The organism is Citrobacter sp. Cf088 (genome assembly GCF_030334295.1).
Lineage (GTDB): Bacteria > Pseudomonadota > Gammaproteobacteria > Enterobacterales > Enterobacteriaceae > Citrobacter > Citrobacter freundii.
The window spans coordinates 493,252-513,864 of the sequence record NZ_JAOWEE010000053.1 but is presented as its reverse complement, the minus strand read 5'-3'; the positions used below and the strand labels follow the sequence as shown (position 1 = coordinate 513,864).

The 20,613-nt window shown below is 50.8% G+C and carries 21 protein-coding genes, 2 tRNA genes and 2 pseudogenes; 11 read left to right on the top strand and 14 right to left on the bottom strand.

The window, feature by feature from the left end:
* The first annotated feature begins 7 nt into the window (after nucleotides 1–7).
* Nucleotides 8–803: pseudogene (fliR, locus tag OGV71_RS15310) on the top strand (flagellar biosynthetic protein FliR).
* A 278-nt stretch (nucleotides 804–1,081) separates the two neighbouring features.
* Entirely contained in the window at nucleotides 1,082–1,705 is a 624-nt protein-coding gene (gene rcsA / locus OGV71_RS15305) for a transcriptional regulator RcsA (RefSeq protein ID WP_032949553.1), read from the top strand.
* A 54-nt stretch (nucleotides 1,706–1,759) separates the two neighbouring features.
* Here rcsA and dsrB read toward each other — a convergent pair whose 3' ends face one another.
* A complete protein-coding gene (dsrB, locus tag OGV71_RS15300) occupies nucleotides 1,760–1,948 on the bottom strand; it encodes a protein DsrB (RefSeq protein WP_003030419.1) in 189 nt (62 codons plus the stop codon).
* Nucleotides 1,949–2,111: 163 nt separating this feature from the next.
* Here dsrB and yodD point away from each other — a divergent pair, with 163 nt between their 5' ends.
* Nucleotides 2,112–2,339 carry a YodD family peroxide/acid resistance protein gene (gene yodD, locus OGV71_RS15295; RefSeq protein ID WP_003030417.1) on the top strand — a complete coding sequence of 76 codons (228 nt, stop codon included), beginning with the start codon at nucleotides 2,112–2,114 and terminating at the stop codon, nucleotides 2,337–2,339.
* Nucleotides 2,340–2,545: 206 nt separating this feature from the next.
* On the opposite strand, the gene OGV71_RS15290 is transcribed toward yodD, so the two are convergent.
* Both OGV71_RS15290 and OGV71_RS15285 read right to left on the bottom strand, forming a co-directional pair.
* Nucleotides 2,546–2,731 (bottom strand): YodC family protein, encoded by a 186-nt coding sequence (locus OGV71_RS15290; RefSeq protein ID WP_048218018.1) that lies wholly within the window; start codon nucleotides 2,729–2,731, stop codon nucleotides 2,546–2,548.
* A gap of 77 nt (nucleotides 2,732–2,808) precedes the next feature.
* On the bottom strand, nucleotides 2,809–3,723 hold the full coding sequence (locus OGV71_RS15285; RefSeq protein ID WP_204584414.1) for a DUF808 domain-containing protein: 915 nt from the start codon (nucleotides 3,721–3,723) through the stop codon (nucleotides 2,809–2,811).
* Nucleotides 3,724–3,898: 175 nt separating this feature from the next.
* Here OGV71_RS15285 and yedA point away from each other — a divergent pair, with 175 nt between their 5' ends.
* The gene (gene yedA / locus OGV71_RS15280) at nucleotides 3,899–4,819 is read left to right on the top strand and encodes a drug/metabolite exporter YedA (protein WP_204583487.1); all 921 of its coding nucleotides are present in this window, start codon (nucleotides 3,899–3,901) and stop codon (nucleotides 4,817–4,819) included.
* Here yedA and OGV71_RS15275 read toward each other — a convergent pair.
* From OGV71_RS15275 to OGV71_RS15265, 3 genes are all read right to left on the bottom strand, one after another.
* A complete protein-coding gene (locus OGV71_RS15275) occupies nucleotides 4,811–5,278 on the bottom strand; it encodes a very short patch repair endonuclease (RefSeq protein ID WP_003030411.1) in 468 nt (155 codons plus the stop codon). The genes yedA and OGV71_RS15275 overlap by 9 nt on opposite strands.
* Nucleotides 5,259–6,689 (bottom strand): DNA cytosine methyltransferase, encoded by a 1,431-nt coding sequence (locus OGV71_RS15270; RefSeq protein WP_204583486.1) that lies wholly within the window; start codon nucleotides 6,687–6,689, stop codon nucleotides 5,259–5,261. The genes OGV71_RS15275 and OGV71_RS15270 overlap by 20 nt, the downstream gene beginning before the upstream one ends.
* Before the next feature lie 76 nt (nucleotides 6,690–6,765).
* Nucleotides 6,766–7,458, bottom strand: coding sequence for a phosphohydrolase (locus OGV71_RS15265; protein WP_204583485.1), 693 nt, complete (start codon nucleotides 7,456–7,458; stop codon nucleotides 6,766–6,768).
* A 441-nt stretch (nucleotides 7,459–7,899) separates the two neighbouring features.
* Between OGV71_RS15265 and ompC the strand changes: the two genes are divergently transcribed.
* The gene (gene ompC, locus OGV71_RS15260; RefSeq protein ID WP_003839061.1) at nucleotides 7,900–9,069 is read left to right on the top strand and encodes a porin OmpC; all 1,170 of its coding nucleotides are present in this window, start codon (nucleotides 7,900–7,902) and stop codon (nucleotides 9,067–9,069) included.
* Between the two features lie 102 nt (nucleotides 9,070–9,171).
* On the opposite strand, the gene OGV71_RS15255 is transcribed toward ompC, so the two are convergent.
* The gene (locus tag OGV71_RS15255; RefSeq protein WP_003839058.1) at nucleotides 9,172–9,504 is read right to left on the bottom strand and encodes an EmrE family multidrug efflux SMR transporter; all 333 of its coding nucleotides are present in this window, start codon (nucleotides 9,502–9,504) and stop codon (nucleotides 9,172–9,174) included.
* Between the two features lie 293 nt (nucleotides 9,505–9,797).
* Between OGV71_RS15255 and OGV71_RS15250 the strand changes: the two are divergent.
* Nucleotides 9,798–9,977 (top strand): annotated as a pseudogene (locus OGV71_RS15250) (hypothetical protein); the annotation flags it as partial.
* Between the two features lie 27 nt (nucleotides 9,978–10,004).
* Here the strand turns inward: OGV71_RS15250 and OGV71_RS15245 are convergent.
* A tRNA-Ser gene (locus OGV71_RS15245) sits at nucleotides 10,005–10,094 on the bottom strand.
* Between the two features lie 93 nt (nucleotides 10,095–10,187).
* Between OGV71_RS15245 and mtfA the strand changes: the two genes are divergently transcribed.
* The 5 genes from mtfA to OGV71_RS15220 all read left to right on the top strand — a co-directional run bounded on the left by mtfA (nucleotide 10,188) and on the right by OGV71_RS15220 (nucleotide 14,823).
* Nucleotides 10,188–10,952, top strand: a complete 765-nt coding sequence (gene mtfA / locus OGV71_RS15240; protein ID WP_003030306.1) for a DgsA anti-repressor MtfA — start codon at nucleotides 10,188–10,190, stop codon at nucleotides 10,950–10,952.
* 132 nt (nucleotides 10,953–11,084) lie between these two features.
* Nucleotides 11,085–11,160: transfer RNA gene (locus OGV71_RS15235), tRNA-Asn, on the top strand.
* 259 nt (nucleotides 11,161–11,419) lie between these two features.
* The gene (locus tag OGV71_RS15230; RefSeq protein WP_003030303.1) at nucleotides 11,420–12,457 is read left to right on the top strand and encodes an extracellular solute-binding protein; all 1,038 of its coding nucleotides are present in this window, start codon (nucleotides 11,420–11,422) and stop codon (nucleotides 12,455–12,457) included.
* Entirely contained in the window at nucleotides 12,441–14,129 is a 1,689-nt protein-coding gene (locus OGV71_RS15225) for an ABC transporter permease (RefSeq protein WP_204583483.1), read from the top strand. Before OGV71_RS15230 ends, OGV71_RS15225 begins: the two co-directional genes overlap by 17 nt.
* Nucleotides 14,130–14,139: 10 nt before the next feature.
* On the top strand, nucleotides 14,140–14,823 hold the full coding sequence (locus tag OGV71_RS15220) for an ABC transporter ATP-binding protein (protein ID WP_003030299.1): 684 nt from the start codon (nucleotides 14,140–14,142) through the stop codon (nucleotides 14,821–14,823).
* A 24-nt stretch (nucleotides 14,824–14,847) separates the two neighbouring features.
* Here the strand turns inward: OGV71_RS15220 and ldtA are convergent, their stop codons facing one another.
* The 6 genes from ldtA to OGV71_RS15190 all read right to left on the bottom strand — a co-directional run bounded on the left by ldtA (nucleotide 14,848) and on the right by OGV71_RS15190 (nucleotide 20,608).
* Nucleotides 14,848–15,777 (bottom strand): L,D-transpeptidase, encoded by a 930-nt coding sequence (gene ldtA / locus OGV71_RS15215; protein ID WP_204583482.1) that lies wholly within the window; start codon nucleotides 15,775–15,777, stop codon nucleotides 14,848–14,850.
* A 127-nt stretch (nucleotides 15,778–15,904) separates the two neighbouring features.
* Nucleotides 15,905–16,969 carry a nicotinate-nucleotide--dimethylbenzimidazole phosphoribosyltransferase gene (gene cobT / locus OGV71_RS15210; RefSeq protein WP_204583481.1) on the bottom strand — a complete coding sequence of 355 codons (1,065 nt, stop codon included), beginning with the start codon at nucleotides 16,967–16,969 and terminating at the stop codon, nucleotides 15,905–15,907.
* A 24-nt stretch (nucleotides 16,970–16,993) separates the two neighbouring features.
* Entirely contained in the window at nucleotides 16,994–17,737 is a 744-nt protein-coding gene (gene cobS / locus OGV71_RS15205; RefSeq protein ID WP_003844226.1) for an adenosylcobinamide-GDP ribazoletransferase, read from the bottom strand.
* Nucleotides 17,734–18,279 (bottom strand): bifunctional adenosylcobinamide kinase/adenosylcobinamide-phosphate guanylyltransferase, encoded by a 546-nt coding sequence (cobU, locus tag OGV71_RS15200; RefSeq protein ID WP_003030294.1) that lies wholly within the window; start codon nucleotides 18,277–18,279, stop codon nucleotides 17,734–17,736. Before cobU ends, cobS begins: the two co-directional genes overlap by 4 nt.
* Nucleotides 18,276–19,796, bottom strand: a complete 1,521-nt coding sequence (locus OGV71_RS15195) for a cobyric acid synthase (RefSeq protein WP_204583480.1) — start codon at nucleotides 19,794–19,796, stop codon at nucleotides 18,276–18,278. Before OGV71_RS15195 ends, cobU begins: the two co-directional genes overlap by 4 nt.
* A complete protein-coding gene (locus OGV71_RS15190; RefSeq protein WP_003839037.1) occupies nucleotides 19,793–20,608 on the bottom strand; it encodes an energy-coupling factor ABC transporter ATP-binding protein in 816 nt (271 codons plus the stop codon). The genes OGV71_RS15195 and OGV71_RS15190 overlap by 4 nt, the downstream gene beginning before the upstream one ends.
* Nucleotides 20,609–20,613 lie beyond the last annotated feature (5 nt).

The following is a 20,613-nucleotide window of genomic DNA, read 5'->3' as shown; positions in this document are numbered from 1 at the left end:
CAACGTTATGTTGCAGGTGACCAGCGTTGAGTGGCTCCACTGGCTAAATTTATACTTCTGGCCTTTGCTGCGCATACTGGCGCTCATCTCAACGGCCCCCATCCTCAGTGAACGAGCCATCCCCAAACGGGTAAAGCTGGGGCTGGGGTTGATGATAACTGTCGTTATCGCCCCATCAATTCCCGCCGTTGACGTCCCCATCTTTTCGATCGGCGCACTATGGCAGGCAATGCAACAAATCCTGATCGGTATCGCTTTAGGCTTCACCATGCAGTTTGCGTTTGCCGCAGTACGTACCGCCGGGGAATTAATTGGTCTGCAAATGGGCCTTTCCTTCGCGACATTCTTCGATCCCGGTAGCCGTCTGAATATGCCGGTTCTGGCACGACTGATCGACATGCTCGCCATGCTGCTGTTCCTGACCTTTAACGGCCATTTATGGCTGATTTCGCTGCTGGTAGATACTTTTCATACTCTGCCCATCGGTGGCAATCCGGTGAACAGCAATGCGTTTCTCGCGCTGGCACGGGCGGGTAGCCTGATTTTCCTCAACGGGCTAATGCTGGCCCTGCCGGTAATGACGCTGCTACTCACGCTGAACCTCGCACTTGGTTTGTTAAATCGCATGGCGCCACAGCTGTCGGTTTTCGTCATCGGCTTTCCTCTCACTCTGACCGTAGGTATTTCACTGATGGCGGCGCTAATGCCATTAATTGCGCCATTTTGCGAACGATTATTCAGTGAAATTTTTAATTTGCTGGCCGATATCGTCAGCGAAATGCCTGGAAAATAATAACCCTTAATTTTTATCCTGTTTTACTAAGGATTGTCCTAATTTTAAAAAGTGACAACATCCACCAGGATATCTCTGTCGCGGCTTATTTGTTTTTGCCTCACTCACATAACGCAACATTCACTTTACTTTAAGATGTTTCCTGGCAAATTATACGTAACTTTACGGGATAGTAAATTCGCCTGAAAAACAGCGAAAGCGTCATCTTGGGTCGTTATTATTCCGTTTAGTTGTGATGAAATAATCAGGTAAGGGGAATTATCGTTACGCATTGAGTGAGGGTATGCCATGTCAACGATTATTATGGATTTATGCAGTTACACCCGACTAGGGCTAACCGGGTATCTGGTAAGTCGGGGAGTGAAAAAAAGGGAAATCAACAACATTTCCAACGTTGATGAACTCAGTCTCGCCTGTGTCTCTCAACAACCCGCTGTGGTGTTTATTAATGAGGACTGCTTTATCCACGAACCTGCTAATAGCCAGCAAATAAAGCAAATCATTAATCAGCATCCCAGCACATTATTTATTGTGTTTATGGCAATTGCCAACGTGCATTTTGATGAATATCTACTCGTCAGAAAAAATTTATTGATTAGTTCTAAATCGATTAAACCTGACTCACTGGATAAACTACTTGGCGATATTCTGAAAAAAGAAGTAGATATTGCTATTGATGTGAATCTGCCGACATTATCATTAAGTCGAACCGAATCCAGCATGCTGCGCATGTGGATGGAGGGTCAGGGAACAATACAGATATCGGATCAAATGAATATCAAAGCCAAAACGGTGTCATCCCATAAGGGGAATATAAAACGAAAGATTAAGACGCATAATAAGCAAGTTATCTATCACGTTGTGAGGCTTACGGATAACGTCACCAATGGTATCTTTGTGAATATGCGCTAAGACGTTCTGACTGGTGGCGACTCCACCAGTCAGAATCAAACAGCGGAACTCACCTCACTCCACTTTTTCCACAAAGATACCATCCTGATGACCTGATTCATTAAAGAACCAGATACCGAGCGGGTAGTCTTCCAGCGAAACCAGGTACATGGTGCCTTCACTAAACTCTTCGATTGCCAGTACCACGCCCGGTCGACGAGGACCGCCGTCCGTTTTGACTGTGACCCGATCATTCACCTTCATAGTTTTCCTCCTGTGGCTTTGTGCCAGTGTAGAACAAATTCCTTTTTCTGGCAGCGCTCTGCACGCGCGATTGCGGGTTTTATCGACGGTCTATACTTAAGTTGTGCGTATCTGATGTTTGGGTACGCTCCCCCGGTATCCTTAACGGTTGAGAGGTATGAGGATGAAAACCGCGAAAGAGTACAGCGATACGGCCAAACGTGAAGTCAGCGTCGATGTGGACGCGCTGCTAAAGGCAATCAACGAAATCTGCGAGAGTGAAATTCATCGCAGCCAGGATGACCCGGAGCGCGTTAGCGTCGACGGGCGAGATTACCATACATGGCATGAACTGGCCGACGCGTTCGAGCTTGATATCCATGACTTTAGCGTGTCGGAGATCAATCGCTGACTGAGGGCGAAAAAAATCCCGGCCCTTATCGGGTCGGGATCAAGCTTGCTTATGCAAGAAGCACTTGTAAATTCGTTACACCAGAAAATCTGATGTGAACCAAACCTTATCTGCAATTTTTTTGCCTGACAAGTAAATAATTCTCACCAAAATGATAAATATAACTAATAGGTGAGAGATCACCAGGTTACGGTCGAACCAAATTTTCAGGCATCCTGACAGAGCTGTCTTCGCTCGCCCAGCACCACCAGTTCATCTTCACGGAATGCTTCCCGTTTAACGCCAAAGCCGTCGTACCAGCGACACTCCACCATTCCGCTGGCATACCCGGTAACGATCATACGTGGGCCACCCTCTTTGGAGGTGACTTCCTCACTGACAGAAAAGACCATACCTGCCTCCTGTATCAAGAGAAACCTTTACACCTTAGATGACAAAGAGGCGTTTTGCATAATCAGTCCTGTAACAATTAGTGCGAAACTCCGCGCAGCCTGACGACAGCTTTCACCAGCAGAACGACAATCCCACCGATGATAAAGCCGAGCACCAGGTTAAGCAGGGTCGGAAGCATTAGCGAAATCAATGTACTTTGCTGTTGAGCAAAATGTTCAATCGCATGATGCAGCGGTGATATTCCGTGTACCACAATACCGCCCCCCACCAAAAACATCGCCAATGTACCGACCACAGAAAGTGTTTTCATCAGCCAGGGGGCAACCACCAGCAACCCTTTCCCCAGCGACTGGGCAAGTTGGCTACGTTTTTCTGCCAGCCAGTACCCGATGTCGTCAAGCTTAACGATAATCCCGACCAGGCCATACACGCCCACGGTCACCACTAACGCGATACCCGATAACACCAACACCTGATTCAGCAAAGGTGCATCCGCTACAATACCCAGCGTAATCGCAACAATCTCGGCAGACAAAATGAAGTCAGTACGTATTGCCCCTTTGATTTTATCTTTCTCAAAGGTGAGTGGATCCTGTGCGGCCAGAGCAGCCAGACGCTGCTGACGCTCTTCCGGGCTTTCTTTGTGCTTACGCGCCTCCAGGGTATGCAGAACCTTTTCTACCCCTTCAAAACAGAGAAACGCCCCACCTACCATTAATAATGGGGTGATCGCCCAGGGAATAAATGCGCTTATCAATAGCGCCAACGGTACAAGGATAACTTTGTTTACAAACGACCCCTTCGCCACGCTCCAGACCACCGGGAGTTCACGGTTCGCCCGCACGCCCGATACCTGCTGCGCATTAAGCGACAGATCATCTCCCAGCACGCCCGCGGTTTTTTTCGCGGCCAATTTTCCCATCACTGATATATCATCCAGCAGCGTGGCGATATCATCGAGTAAGGTTAGTAAGCTACTTCCTGCCAAAATTTTGACCCTCAATATTATTTTTTTGCAGTCATAAGTATGAAGTAAAACACGCCATGCTGAAACTGACCTTTCTGGTCAACAAGTTTTTAACATCGACACGTAATTATAAATCTCGCCAGTAAGATAGTTTTGACGTTTACTATGTTGCACCTTTTTATTTCTACCGTGAGGGATTATGCGTTTCAGGCAATTGTTACCGCTTTTCAGTGCGCTATTCGCGCTGTACATCATTTGGGGTTCCACGTACTTCGTTATTCGCATTGGTGTTGAAAGCTGGCCGCCGTTAATGATGGCAGCCGTACGTTTTCTCTCTGCGGGAATTTTATTAACAAGTTTTTTACTTATTCGCGGGCATAAGCTCCCCCCCTTACGCTTAATCCTGAACGCCGCGTTAATTGGTATCCTGCTGCTGGCTGTGGGTAATGGACTGGTCACCGTCGCAGAACATCAAAATGTCCCTTCCGGTATTGCCGCCGTGGTGGTCGCCACCGTCCCGCTATTTACGCTGTGTTTTAGCCACTTTTTTGGCATCAAAACGCGCAAACTGGAATGGTTGGGAATAGCGATTGGGCTCGCAGGGATCATCATGCTGAACAGCGGAGGCAATTTAAGTGGCAATCCGTGGGGCGCTATTTTAATCCTGATCGGTTCGATAAGCTGGGCGTTTGGCTCGGTGTACGGTTCACGCATTACGCTGCCCGTTGGCATGATGGCCGGAGCCATTGAAATGTTAGCAGCCGGTATTGTGCTGATGTGCGCATCGTTACTCTCCGGGGAAAAACTGACCACCATGCCAACATTTTCAGGCTTTATGGCGGTGGCTTACCTGGCCCTGTTTGGCTCCATTATTGCCATTAATGCGTATATGTTCTTGATCCGCAATGTCAGCCCGGCGCTAGCCACCAGCTACGCCTACGTCAATCCGGTTGTTGCGGTGCTGTTAGGTACCGGTCTGGGGGGAGAAAGACTGGCCCCTATCGAATGGCTGGCGCTCGGCGTGATCGTGTTTGCTGTGGTGCTGGTAACGTTGGGGAAATACCTGTTCCTTGTTAAAGCGGATGTCGTCGCGAGTTCGTCGGAAAAGACATTACAGTAAATGAATACCGAGAGTGTCGATCTGCGCGGTGTCGCCACCGCCGCAGATCCACTCGATGACACGTTCAGATAACGCTTCATCATCCAGCTTTTCGCGACCACGCAGGGCGCACTCCCAGACAATCAGTACGCGCCAGCCAAGAGCCTGCAATTTTTCACAATCCCGCGCATCGCGTTGGACATTTTTGCCTATTTTTTCCAGCCAGAATTCCGTTCGTGTCGCGGGGACTTTAAACAAATAGCAATTGTGGTGGTGCCAGAAACAACCGTGAGTAAAAATCACACAATGATAATCATCCACCACAAAATCGGGGCGACCGGGTAACGTCGCATCCTGCACGCGAAACGTTACCCCCTGCTCTGTCAGCACGCTGGCAAGGCGTTTTTCAATCGCGGTATCGCGGGTGGCTATCGCCCGCATATTTTTACTGCGTGTTGCTTTATCGTGAACGTCTGCCATGCAGGTTCTCTTTCTCGCGAATAGCAACTGCCTGCTTGATTTTTGGCTCCAGCAGCCTGGCCACCGCCGCAAATGCCGGAACGACCACCGAATTACCAAACTGGCGATAAGCCTGAGTATCTGACACGGGGATCCTGAACTGATAGCCTTGCGGAGATTCAAACCCCATCAGGCGCGCGCACTCTCTGGGCGTAAGTCTGCGTGGGCGGTGTCGCTGATTCTGCGGATCGTCAAAATCTTTTTCACCCAGCGCCATATCCCAGCCACGGTCAATCAGGATCTCCGCCCCATCCTTATAATAACGCGCAGATAATGTGCGCGTTACGCTATCAGGGTTACCGGGATACACCATGCCATAGCCAAATCCATTTCCCCGCGCCTGATGCTTTTTCGCATAGCGATAGAGGTATTTCCACAGCACCGGCGTCAGCACATATTTCGCATCGACGGTCGGCTCAAGCAGTTCCGCCAGGGTAGTACGCCGCTGCGGATAACGCGTGACAATATCCCGCAGCGTGAAGTCTGATTTCAAATTCAGATCGCGTCGGAAGCCGACAAGCACGATACGTTCGCGATGTTGAGGCAAAAAATGTTGCCCATCGATAATTTTCGGATCATCCGGACCGTTATCCGCCGCATCTGCCACGTCATAACCCAGCTCGTCCAGCGTCTGCATAATGATGCGAAACGTTTTGCCCTGATCGTGACTCTTCAGGTTTTTGACGTTTTCGAGCACAAATATTGCTGGTCGACGAGCGTCGATAATGCGCACCACGTCAAAAAAGAGTGTGCCTTGTGTATCGCAGGCAAAACCGTGGGCCCGCCCTAACGCATTTTTCTTTGACACTCCGGCCAGGGAGAAGGGCTGACAAGGAAATCCCGCCAGCAGTACATCATGTTCTGGAATGTGCTGGCGAATATGTTCTGCCGCCTGCTGGTCGCTCACCCCATCCTGATGGCTCAGCGTGACATCACGAATATCTTCATTAAAGTGATGCTGGAAGGGATCGCAATAGTTGTTCGCTTTGTAGGTGCGCACCGCATGCTTGTTCCACTCGCTGGTAAACACGCACTGCCCACCAATTGCCTCAAAGCCGCGACGAATCCCGCCAATGCCGGCAAACAGATCGATAAATCGAAAGGCATAATGCGGATGATGCGCAGGTGGCGTCGGCAGTAAGGAATTCAGATAAGTAAACTCATTGTCGCTGAGGCGATGCCATGTTTCGTTCGCCACCACTCGCTTAAAGATGGCCGGACTCCAGCGGTTCTCGCCAACACCGTTCAGATAAGCAACCAGGGTTTTCACGTCATATATTTCAAGCAACTTAGCCAAAATCACCTGCGCGGCGGCCTTGTTATCATCTGTCATCGGGTTCATGGAGCCTGCTACTGAAAAATTATCCTGCATACATTTAACCGGCCGAAATGGATAACCGACAGATTAACATAAAATAGTGCGGTTGACGTTGAGGCTGTACTGGCGACTAACGTGCTTTAAAGGGTTGAATCGCGTCAAGATCCAGCATTTCATACTCTCCTTTTAACTCCGCACTCAGCTTCGCCATATACGTCAGTAAGAAGTCAGCATTATGCTGCGCTAAATGTCGTCCTTGTTCAGTTTGCATCGTCGACGGCAACGTCAATAACTTGGTCTGGAAGTGATCAAGCGCGTACTGTTTGTCGTCAAGGCCACGCTGGCGGGCAAACGGATCTTCCGCATCAAATAGCGCCACGCCTAAGGCACCAGACACAGCAAATACGCGCGCTAGACCGATAGCCCCCAACGCCTCAAGCCGGTCCGCATCCTGCACGATTTTCGCTTCAAGGGTTTCTGGTGCAATTTTGGCGCTAAAACTGTGCGCCTCAATGGCATGGCACACTGCCGGTAACCGTTGTTGTGGAAAATCCGGGAAATCGCGCATAAAAATGCGACGCGTTTCCAGAGCTGCCAGTACCGACGAACGATGACGCTCAGGATGGTTCTTTGGCAGGCTGACGAGATCATGGAAGTAGCACGCGGTCAGCACCACTAGCCAGTCTACAGTAGCATCTGTACTCAGCTTTTGCGCCGTCATCCATACACGACGAAAGTGAAAGATGTCATGCGCAGCATCTTGTCCGGAATGGTTATCAGCTAACCAAGCTTCAAATTGCGGCTGCCAGTCGTGCAGTTTCATGCTATCTCCCTTTGTAGAAAGAAAATCACCTTAGCAACAATTTTCGTTGCAAACCACTGCCTGCCCCATTACATAATTAAATTTTATTATCACGCCGAAAACAAAACCCACATGAATTTATAAAAATCATAATCTCAATATCAACAACCATATTATATGAATAACAAAAACAAATACTTTCCACAAATAAAATTCAAGTTACAAATAAATAACTAGATATACATAACTAATTGATTAAAAATGATTTATGTGGCAAATAACAATTTAATTCACATATATTTTTAGTTATAAAAACACACTTAGGAAATATTTAGAAATATTTTAAATACATTTGTTACATGTTATATTTTAAATTAAATGAACTTCATAGATAGTATCCAAATGTAGTTGCTTGGATAGTACTACATATTCATTTTAATTATCATGCAAAGGGAATACATAATGAAAAGAAAAGTATTGGCACTGCTTCTCCCTGCTTTATTAGCTGCAGGCGCAGCAAATGCGGCTGAAATCTATAATAAAAACGGCAATAAACTGGATCTGTACGGAAAAGTCGATGGTCTGCGTTATTTCTCTGATGATGCAGGCAGCGACGGCGACATGACCTATGCGCGTCTGGGCTTTAAGGGCGAAACGCAGATCAACGATATGCTGACTGGCTATGGTCAGTGGGAATATAACATTCAGGCCAACGGTACCGAAGGTGACAAAGGCGATTCATGGACTCGTCTGGCCTTTGCCGGTTTAGGTTTTGGTCAAAACGGTACTTTCGACTACGGTCGTAACTACGGCGTCGTGTACGACGTTGAGGCCTGGACCGATATGCTGCCAGAATTCGGTGGTGATACCTACACTCAGACCGACGTTTACATGCTGGGCCGTACCAACGGCGTTGCTACCTATCGTAATAAAGGCTTCTTTGGTCAGGTTGATGGCCTGAACTTTGCCCTGCAATATCAGGGGAATAATGAAGGTAGCAGCGTAGGTCAGGAAGGTTCTGGTAATAGTGAAAACCGCAAACTGGCGAAAGAAAACGGTGACGGTTTCGGTATGTCCACCTCCTATGACTTCGACTTCGGTTTAAGCCTCGGCGCGGCATACTCCAGTTCTGATCGTACTAACAACCAGGTCGCTGAAGGTCGCAATGATCGTAGCTACACCAGTAAATATGCTGGTGGTGAAACAGCAGATGCATGGACTGTTGGCGCGAAATATGACGCTAACAACGTATACCTTGCTGCAATGTATGCCGAAACCCGCAATATGACCGCTTATGGTGATGACAAAGGCGGTATCGCCAACAAAACGCAGAACTTTGAAGTTGTTGCACAATACCAGTTTGACTTTGGTTTGCGCCCGTCCGTTGCATTCCTGCAATCTAAAGGTGTCGACTTAGGTGGCTGGGATCACCATAGCAATGGCACCCCACGCTACACCGACAAAGATCTGGTCAAATATGTTGAAGTGGGTATGACTTACTACTTCAACAAAAACATGTCCACCTACGTTGATTATAAAATCAACTTGCTGGACGAAGACGACAGCTTCTATGAAAGCAATGGTATCGCAACTGACGACATCGTTGCCGTTGGTTTAGTCTATCAGTTCTAATTACGACAAAAATACGCAAGCCCGCTTCATACCAAGCGGGCTTTTTCACCGCACAGGGATAAGCTCTGCTAACAGCGCCAGATATCCGACATTCTTTTAGAATTAATGCGGGGAAGATTTTGAAAAAATATTGATAACCAGAACCCCAGCGCAAATCAGGAACATGCCTGCGATCGCCGGGAAATCCAGCTTTTGCCCACTTACCAACCAGCCCAAAAGGCTGATTAATACGATTCCAGCACCTGACCAAATTGCGTACGCAATACCCGTTGGAATCGTCGACAGCGTCTGAGCGAGAAGATAAAAAGCAGTGCAGTAGCACACAATAGTTGCGACAGATGGCCATAGACGTGTAAACCCGTCAGAGAACTTCATCAGGGTTGTACCTATTACTTCAGCTACAATGGCCCCGGCAAGGAAAATGTATGAATTCAAAATCTGGCCCCATGTGACAATCTAAGATAATTATCGTATCACAAAGGGTTAAGTGAGTTTATCCAAAACAAGTCGTGGGCATAACCCCAACAAATATTGCAATCTTGTCACCGTCTTGTGCGTCCGCTCATCGCTCAAAGATAACTGTCAGATTTATTCTCGAGGCTTGTTGCTAATTTCTCTGACGGCCTGGTTTCTGGGGCTATCTTCTAGCATAAAAGCCAAAATAACTTTAGCTACCCTGCCCCTGGTTTAATTTTGAGCCGCAGGAAAAAAACTTGATAGAAACGAGAAAGGACAAACAACTATTCTCAGATCACAAAACTGAACGCCAGGTTGCGGTTTATGACAGAAAAGTGAAAATTTCCCCCACACTGGATCTTCCAGTATTGGGCAAATCAGAACATGATGATGGCGAGCTTTATACTAAGCGAATATATCAACACTATACCAAGTGTGACATGCGTCGTTGAAAGGAATTGAGCTAACTGTTTGAATAGTGGCGGAGAGAGGGGGATTTGAACCCCCGGTAGAGTTGCCCCTACTCCGGTTTTCGAGACCGGTCCATTCAGCCGCTCTGGCATCTCTCCGTTTTGGCGGTTGCCATGATGCCAGGTAATTTGGCATTTTAACAGACCCCGTTCCGTCAATTTCGTTCAAGTGACGAGTTTGCGAGCAAAACGATGATTAAGTGGCCCTGGAAAGAGCAAGAAACAACCCGGAGTGACGACTGGCCGTGGGACGACGCCCTGGCTATTCCTCTTCTGGTGAATCTCACCGAGCAAGAACAAGCCAGACTTATCGCCCTGGCCGAGCGCTTTTTACAGCAAAAAAGATTGGTAGCGCTTCAGGGGTTTGAACTTGACCCGCTGAAAAGTGCGCGCATTGCGCTGCTTTTCTGTTTGCCTGTCCTGGAATTAGGGGTCGAGTGGCTCGACGGGTTTCATGAAGTTCTCATCTACCCTGCCCCGTTTGTCGTGGACGATGAATGGGAAGACGATATTGGGCTGGTGCATAATCAACGGGTTGTACAGTCCGGGCAGAGCTGGCAGCAAGGTCCGATAATCCTTAACTGGCTCGACATTCAGGATTCTTTTGATGCCTCCGGCTTTAATCTAATCATCCATGAAGTGGCACATAAGCTTGATATGCGTAATGGCGACCGCGCCAGCGGTATTCCGGCGATCCCTCTGCGAGATATTGCCGGTTGGGAGCACGACCTGTATGCCGCAATGAATAACATTCAGGATGAAATTGATCTGGTCGGTGAAACCGCGTGCAGTATAGATGCTTACGCAGCAACCGACCCGGCCGAATGCTTTGCCGTTCTTTCGGAGTATTTCTTCAGTGCTCCTGAATTATTTGCGCCACGTTTTCCGGCCTTATGGCAGCGTTTTATTCAGTTTTACCGCCAGAACCCCATGGAGCGGTTACGCGATACCCGCTAAGATGGTCATTATCGCTCAGCAAATGTGCATTAACGCTGAATTTGAAGATTAATTAAGCAATTGAAATGACGCGCTAATTTTACTGTTGACACCTCATGGTGAGGTCAGTAATATGCGCCTCGTTCACACGATTCCTCTGTAGTTCAGTCGGTAGAACGGCGGACTGTTAATCCGTATGTCACTGGTTCGAGTCCAGTCAGAGGAGCCATATTTAAGAAGCCTGCTTAGGAAACTAAGCAGGTTTTTTGCTTTTTCGGTCGCTATAAAATCCCCTCTGATAAGCACCCTGCCTGCTCTGCACCCCGTTACATGCCGCATCACAACGTTGATTAAAGTTATGTAAATGTAAATCGTTTAAACTTTGCAATTATTGTAAGTGCTAGTGATTATCATTTATTGTACGCGAGCCAAAGGAACGAGCCCTCGCTCGGTTCACTGTACGTTCCAATTACTCTGGGATATAAACGATGAATTCTCTGCCTCGCGCCGGACTGCGCCGTATCACACTTGCCTCTTCCCTGGTCTTCTCAGTTAGCCTACCGGCTTTCGCTCAGGAAACGTTAACGCTCTATACAACCCGCGAACCGGGTCTGATCCAGCCTTTACTTGATAGCTGGACCAAAACCAGCGGCATCAAAGTCAGTACGGTCTATATCAAGGACGGTATGCTTGAGCGCGTTAAAGCTGAAGGTAAAAATTCACCTGCCGACCTGCTGATGACCGTCGATGCCGGTAATCTCATTGATTTAGTGGAAGCGGGTGTAACTCAGCCAGTAGAGTCAGAAGCACTGAAAACCGCTATTCCAGCTAATCTGCGCGGTGCAGATAATCAGTGGTTTGCGCTGTCGATGCGTGCCCGCGTGCTGTATGCCGAGAAGTCACTGCCAATCGATAACTGGCATTACGAACAACTCGCCAGCCCTGAGTACAAAGGTAAAGTCTGTATTCGTTCCGGACAGCACCCGTATAACACGGCGCTGATCGCCGCAATGATTGCTCATCACGGCGAAGCAAAGACCGAAGAATGGCTGCGCGGTGTGAAAGCTAACCTGGCGCGTAAAGCTACCGGTGGCGATCGCGATGTTGCTCGCGATATCCTCGGCGGTATTTGCGATATTGGTCTCGCCAACTCCTATTACGTCGGCCATATGAAAAATGCCAAAGAAGGCAGCGATGCGCGTCAATGGGGCGATGCGATTAAAGTCGTTAAACCTACCTTTGAAAATGGCGGTACACACGTCAACATCAGTGGTGCAGCTGTAGCCCGCTATGCGCCAAATAAAGCCGATGCCGTTAAGCTGATGGAATATCTGGTTTCCGCACCTGCCCAGCAGCAATATGCGAAAGCGAACTTCGAATACCCGGTACTGAAAGGCGTGACGCTTGACCCGGTTATCAACGCAACTATTGGCGAAATCGACGTCGATAAAACACCATTAACCGAAATCGTTAAATATCGTAAACAAGCTAGTCTGCTGGTAGATAAAGTTGGATTCGATCAATAAACCTCTGCAGTTTCCGACGTTACGCGGCCTGGTTTCCGGGCCGCAGTCATTATTGACGCCGCTACATCTTGGCGCACTGTGCGTAGCGCTTGGCGTTCTGACACCGATCATTGCGCTGATTTGGCAGGCTACCCAAGCCGATTTATCTCACTGGGATAATCTCCTGACGTATGTACTACCTGCCGCACTAAAAAATACCGTGCTGTTATTAGCCGGTGTCGCGGTGATGGTCGGCGTGATTGGCGTAGGCAGCGCATGGGCGGTAACGGCATGGGATTTCCCTGGACGTAAAATACTTAGCTGGGCGTTACTGTTGCCGCTGGCGATGCCGACCTACATTGTGGCCTTTGCGTGGCTCGATCTGCTGCATCCGATTGGCCCCCTGCAAACCTTTATCCGTTTTTTACTGGGTTTTGACAGCCCAAGACAGTTCCGTCTGCCAGATTTACGCTCACTTTCCGGCGCAATCATCCTACTCGGATTGGTGCTTTACCCATACGTGTATCTGACAACCCGCGCCATGTTTATTAGCCAACCGGCCCATTTACTGGAAGCCGCACGCACGCTGGGATGCAGCGCAACCGGAACCTTCTTTCGTGTTGCATTGCCCATGGCCCGTCCGGCACTGGCCGTTGGGATCAGCCTGGCACTGCTGGAAACGCTCAACGATATCGGCGCATCGGAGTTTCTCGGGGTACAGACGTTAACCGTTACCGTGTACACCACATGGATCTCGCGTTCTGATTTATCTGCCGCGGCACAAATTGCCTGCATGATGCTGATGTTTATATTCCTTATTCTGACGCTGGAATTTTATGGTCGCAGAAAACAAGGATTCAGCAGTCGCAGCCTGCGGGAAATTCAACCTACGCGCGTGCAGGGCTGGCGTGGCTGGCTGCTCGGTGGCGTTATTTCACTGCCTGTCCTGCTGGGTTTTCTGGCTCCGGTTCTGTTTTTAATGTGGGAAAGCGCCAAACGCATAGGTGATGAGAATCCGCTTTCCTCTTCGTTACTGTCAGCATTACAAAATACGCTATCGCTGGCGGCGGGAACCACGCTGGTGGTGGTTTGCGTCAGTATGTTAGTGGCCTGGAGTGCGCGTCATAGCGCCGCCGACAACGCCATGCCAGGATTTCGTCGCGGCGTGATGCGTCTGGCTTCTTTAGGCTATGCGGTCCCCGGCACAATTCTGGCAATTGGTTTTTTGACACCCGCCATGGCGGTCGACCGCTGGCTGGCCGATTTACTGGATGTTCGTGGTCTGCCGCTGATGTCCGCCGGGACCCTGCTGGTAATTTGTTGTGCCATGCGATTCCAGGCGATTGCCATTGGCGCACTGGATTCTGGTCTGGGCCGTATCCCCCCCTCGCTGGAACAGGCGTCTCGTCTGTTGGGTGAGAATGGTGCGGGGACGTTTGCACGGGTCCATTTTCCCCTGCTGCGCCCAGCGTTAGTCAGCAGTGCCCTGCTGGTTTTTGCCGATGCCATGAAAGAACTGCCAACAACGTTGCTTTTGCGCCCGGTCAATTTCGAAACGCTGGCAACATTGTTGTATGCGGAAGCAGCCCGTGGAACCTATGAAGAAGGTGCTATCGCCGCGCTAATGATTGTTTTAGCTGGCACGCTACCGGTTATTTTGTTGGTGCGTCATCAAATGACTCGCCGTGGTTAAGAGAGCAACAATGTCAGAAATTGCATTACGACTCCAGGATGTACACGTTACTTATGGCAACAGCCAGCAATCGGTACTGAGCGGATTTTCAATGTCGGTACATAAAGGTGAAATCGCCTGTCTGCTGGGCGCTTCAGGCTGCGGGAAAACCACGGTGCTACGCGCAGTTGCCGGATTTGAACGCCTGCAAAACGGAGAGATCTATGTGTCACAGCGCCGTGTTGCCGGTCCCGGCATTCATCTGCCACCGGAAAAACGTCATGTCGGCATGGTCTTCCAGGAATATGCGTTATTCCCCCATCTGACGGCGCAGCAAAATGTGGCCTTTGGATTGCGTCGCATGCCGCGTGAGGAACAACAGGCCAGAGTGACTGAGCTGCTGAAAATGGTGGAGTTACACAGCCATGCCAACCGCTATCCGCATGAGCTTTCAGGCGGGCAACAACAGCGTATCGCCCTTGCGCGCGCGTTGGCGCCACATCCGGAAATCCTGTTGCTCGATGAACCCTTCTCCAGCCTTGATAAGCGCACACGCGAACGTCTTGGCAACGAGGTACGGGATATTTTGCGCGCAGCCGGGCAAACGGCGCTGTTAGTTACCCACAGTGAACACGAAGCTCAACTAATGGCAGACCATATTGGCGTGGTAAAAATGGGGCAGTATCAAATAAAAAAAGCGACCCATCCGACCTGAAGGTCACCAGGGTCGCCCTGAAAATTAATAATGTTTCTGTACCAGGCTGATGTTCACCGGCATACCGGAACGTCTTTCCAGTGCCTGGTTCCCACGGCTCACATCCACGTCATTCCCGCTGATAAAGGTACGCAGAGCGGGAGTGACTGGCAAAGGTACCTTTCTGTCAGACTCGTATTCCGAACGGTTTCGCGACAGCGGCTCATGCACTTCCACCCAACGACTACCGTCCGGCTCTTCGCTGTATTTCACCGGTCGGTCAATTAATTGTACACGGGTCCCTACAGGCACCGTATCAAACAGGTACTTGATGTCGTCATTCCGCAAACGGATACACCCCTGGCTTACCCGCAGACCAATACCGAAATTGGCATTTGTCCCGTGAATGGCATAAAGCCTGCCGATATAAATTGCATACAGGCCCATCGGATTTTCTGGCCCGGCAGGAACAAATGCTGGCAAGCTTTCCCCGCGAGCGGCGTATTCGCGTCGGGTATTTGGCGTCGGTGTCCAGCTTGGTGCTTCCTGCTTACGCTCTACCGCCGTTACCCAGTTGCGCGGCGTTTCTCTACCCGCCTGACCAATGCCAATGGGCAAAACCTCAACCGTATTGCTGCCAGCAGGATAATAGTAAAGCCGCATCTCGGCGACGTTGATGACAATCCCCTCGCGTACGGTATCCGGTAATATCAGTTGCTGCGGCACAACCAGCATTGAACCCGATTTAGGCAGAAAAACATCGACGCCCGGATTGGCTTCAAGCATATTGCTCAACCCCTGCCCGTACTGAGCGGCAAATGCCTCCAGCGGCTTGGTATTACCTGGTGGAACCGTAATAGTCAAAGGGCTACCCACCAGGCGACTGCCCTCTGGCGGCAGTGGATAACTCACCGCCTGCGCGCCCTGACTCGCAAGCAGCATAATGAGTGAACAAAGCAGTTTTACACGACGCATCTTTTTCCTTTCCTTCGTCGCAGCAGATATCCGTTAATTATAGCTTTTATTATCTGTTTTAGTGGGTTACGACATATTTGCGCATAAAAAAACCTCGCCAACAGGCGAGGTTCAGGTTGAGCGGTAACTACGCTTCCTTACCATCCGGAAGCACGATGTTACTGGCGGCTAACTGCCCCATATTGTTGTACATCGCACAAGCAGCCTCAATAATTGGCATCGCCAACGCGGCCCCACTGCCTTCGCCCAAACGCATCCCCATATTCAGATACGGATCCAATTCAAGATGCGCCAACGCGGTACGGGCGCCCTTCTCAGCGGAGAAATGTGACGGGATTAGGTAGGGTTTAATTTGTGGTGCAATCTGGCAGGCCGCCAGCGCAGCGGAATAAGAAAGAAAACCATCCAGCACGACCGGCAGGCCGCAGGAGGCCGCCCCCAACATAACCCCTGCCATGCCGACAAGATCGAACCCACCAACTTTAGCCAGCACATCGACACCGTCATGGCGATCCGGCTGATTGACGGCAATTGCCCGACGCACAACGTCTACCTTATTCCCCACCCGAGAAAGAGGAAGGTTAGCGCCAATACCCACGACTTCCTCAGCATGACTGCCGGTAAGCACGCTAACAATGGCCGCCGCAGGTGTAGTATTTGCCATACCAAGCTCACCGACACCAAACAGCGTCACACCGTCTTTGGCCAGTTCATGGGTATAGCGAATGACTTCCAGCAACAGCTCCTCGGCCTGCGAACGGCTCATTGCCGGGCCTTCGGCTATATTGCCGCAGCCGCGTGCCACACGCATATTCACCACGCCGGGAATAAGTTCAGCATCAATCCCCACATCTATCACATGGACCTTCGCCCCCGCCTGAGCGGCGAGGACGCAGACGCCGGTCGTTCCACGCGTCATATTGGCAGCCTGTATAGCCGTGACAACTTTAGGTGAAACGGCAACCCCTTCATCCCACACGCCGTGATCGGCGCACATCACCAGCATCGCTTTGCCATTCACATGCGGCACACCCTTCAGGCCAGGCATCCCGGCCAATTGCACGGCGAGAGATTCGAGTCGCCCCAAACTTCCCGGCGGCTTAAGCAAGCCGTCGATATGCTGCTGCGCGCGCAGCATCGCGGCACTGTCAGGTAATGGGATCGCGCGGAGTAAAGAGGTTAAAGTCTGCATAAGGGTTCCAGTATGTGGGCTGACTCAGAGCAGAGCCAGCAAGAAAATCAACTCGCCAAGTTCAATGGCAGCGCCCAGCGTATCGCCGGTTTGCCCACCCAACGTGCGTTTTAATAACTGCCCAAGAATAAAAATCGCCACCATTGTGACAACCAGCGCTGCCACGCCGCGCATGCCGGGAAGCAGCACGGCGGCAAGGATCGCCGCCAATCCCAACGTAACGCAGGTTTGACGCCCGGTGACTTTACCAATAAAAACGTTGCCCAGCCCTTCTTCGCGGGCATAGCGATGCCGATACATCAGCAACACCGCCGTTCCTCGCCCGGCGACACATGCCGCCGCCAGCGCAGCCAGCATCGGCGTGCCACGCAAAGCCAGTTCGCTCACCACCAGCACCTTCGCCAGTAAAACGAAAATTAACGCCAGTCCACCGTGGGTTCCCAGACGACTGTCGCGCATGATTTCCAGCATCCGCTCGCGTCGGCGCGCCGAAAAAATGCCGTCACAGGTATCCGCCAGACCATCCAGATGAAATCCTCCGGTCAATAACGCCAGCGTCAGCACCGCAAAAAGAGCGGCCAACGGTATACCGCACCAGGTCTGGAGCGCCATGAAGACCAGCCCCGTCAACCCTCCCAACACGACGCCAATCAGGGGGAACATCACAATACCGCGGGAATAATGCTCGAAATCCAGTCCTTGCGACCAGCGAGCAGGAACGGGCAAGCGACTGATAAAAGAGAGCATTGCCCAGAACAACTTACTCATTTAATTTTGACTCCAATTCCTGATACCACCAGCCAGACCTCATCAGCCGCCGCCGCCAGTCGCTGGTTCACGCGTCCTGCAATATCACGAAAATGCCGCGCCAGACGGTTCTCCGGCACAATCCCCATTCCCACTTCGTTAGTGACCAACACGATCTTTGCCGGGCAGCGCTGACAGGCTGCAATCAGTGAACGGATTTCACCTTCGATAGATTGCTCCATCGCCGCGTAATCCCAGCTGTCCGGATCGCTGTCACCGCCCAGCGCAAACAGCAGGTTGGTCACCATCGTAGTGATGCATTCAAGCAGAATGGCTTCCTGAGGATCGTTCGCGGCCGTAATCAGTTCATCAAGATGTTGCCAACGTTCGGCTGTACGCCAGTGCGCAGGACGTCCATCGCGATGATGCTGAATTCGCGCAGCCATTTCCTCATCAAAAATCTGCGAAGTCGCAATATACAAAACGTTTGGGGAATCAGCGATCAGCGCTTCCGCATGCCGACTCTTACCGCTTCGCGCGCCGCCAGTAACCAGAATCATCATACTGGCTCCCGGTGTTGCTGCATGATGGTATAAATTTTCTCAATATCGATGTGTTGCCGCATCGCATCCGCCAGCAGATCAAACTGCTGCGATTTATATTGCGCGTAATGGAAGGTGGAATCCAGCGGAGCTAACCCTTTACGTTCTCGCAGGCCATTGACCAACGCACGGGTGAAATCATCGCTGTCGAAAAGACCGTGAAGATAGGTGCCGAACGCCAGACCATCCGCAGTGACCGCGCCGTCAACAACGTTGCCGCCGTCTTTGTGCAACGTCATCACCGACTGACATTCATCGGTTAATGCTGTTTCACCCATATGAATTTCATAACCGCGAACGGATAACCCCGCCGTGCCCGCCAGCCAGTCAGGCAGCGATGAGGACATTTTCCCCTCAACCAGGGTCGTGGTTTTGTGCTGAGCAAAATGGGTTACGGTATTGAGCAAGCCCAGCCCCGGCAGCGTACCGAGTCCTGACTCCACTTCATCAATGATGGTATCGCCGAGCATTTGATAACCGCCGCAAATCCCCACCACCGGTACGTTATTTCGATGCAATTGCACCACGCCATGCGCCATCCCGCTTTCACGCAGCCACACCAGATCGCCAAGGGTATTTTTGCTGCCGGGTAAAATCACAAGATCGGCCCCCGCCAGCTCTTCAGGCTGGCGAACATAGCGCACACGCACATCCGGCTGCGCAGCAAGCGCATTGAAATCCGTAAAGTTAGAAATGTGCGGTATTTGCACAACGGCGATGTCGATGTCGCGTTTATCAGTGCGCAAATACTTGCCCTTTTGCAGTGCAACGCCATCTTCATCTTCCAGATCAACATCCAGCCATGGCATCACGCCCAGCACCGGAACACCGGTCAGCGCTTCAATTTGCTCGATACCGGAGTGCAGCAGCGTCACATCACCGCGAAACTTATTGATGATCACCCCTTTTACGCGTGCGCGTTCGTGATCGTGCAACAGCGCCAGCGTGCCGTAAATGGAGGCGAACACCCCACCACGATCGATATCCGCCACCAAAACGACAGGGCACTGCGCCATTTCTGCCATGCCCATATTGACGATATCGCGATCGCGCAGGTTAATCTCTGCCGGGCTCCCCGCACCTTCCAGCACCAGCACATCGAACTCCTGCGCCAGGCTGTTATAAACTGACAGGATCTGTTCCCGCAGACGTGGTTTGTACTCGTGGTAACTCACCGCGTCCATATCAGTCGCTACTTTGCCCATCAGCACTACCTGCGCTTTGCGATCGCTGGTCGGTTTAAGCAGAACCGGGTTCATACGCACATCTGGCGTAATACCTGCGGCTTCAGCCTGAAAAATTTGCGCGCGGCCCATTTCTTTTCCCTCTGGCGTAATGCCAGAGTTCAGCGCCATGTTCTGCGATTTGAACGGTGCGGTATGCAGTCCATCCTGATAAAAAATACGACACAGCCCGGCGACCAATACGCTTTTACCCACATCAGATGCCGTTCCCTGCAACATTATTGCCTGCGTCATGACGCCTCCTTCAGTGCGTTCTCTCGCATACAGCTAAAAAATTCAGCCTCTGTTTTACACAGCGGGAAGCCCAACTCGGTATGCAGCTTCACCAGCCAGGGCTGAGTTAATCCCGCTTGTTCAATAAGATCCGTACGGGCGAAAACGTCGCCTGGCGTGCCGTGCGTGAGTACTTCGCCCCGGCGTAAAACGTACACCGCATCGCTGACTTCATAGATAAGATCGATATCATGGCTTGAAATTACGACATGGTTTCCTTGCGCTACGATGCGTTTGATAATCTCAATCATCTGCGTGCGGCCTGACGGGTCGAGGCCCGCAGTAGGTTCATCCAGCAGCAGATACTGCGCCTGCAACACCAACGCCCCGGCTATCGCTACGCGTTTTTTTTGCCCATGGCTTAAACACTGAATGGGCTGATGGCGAAAATGCTGGGCGTCGACCAGCGTAAGTGCATCTTCCACGCGTCGGGCGATTTCAGCCTCATCCACCCCGAGATTGCGCAAGCTAAAGGCGATATCGCTGTCGATATCGGTATAAAAGATTTGCTGATCTGGGTCCTGAAATACCGTTGCCACCTGTTGACGCAGCGCCAGCAGGCCGCGTTTGCTGTAATCCAGCGGTTTGCCCTGCCACATCACCGCGCCTTGCTGTGGGCGCAATAAGCCACTCAGGTTCATAAACAGCGTGGATTTCCCGCAACCATTAGCGCCTACCAACCCGGTGACGGCATGCGTAGAAAAATCCAGCGTTAGCCCTTTGAGGATCGGGTCATCCTGATAGCGAAACCAAAGCGCTGAGGTGGCAAGCATACTTT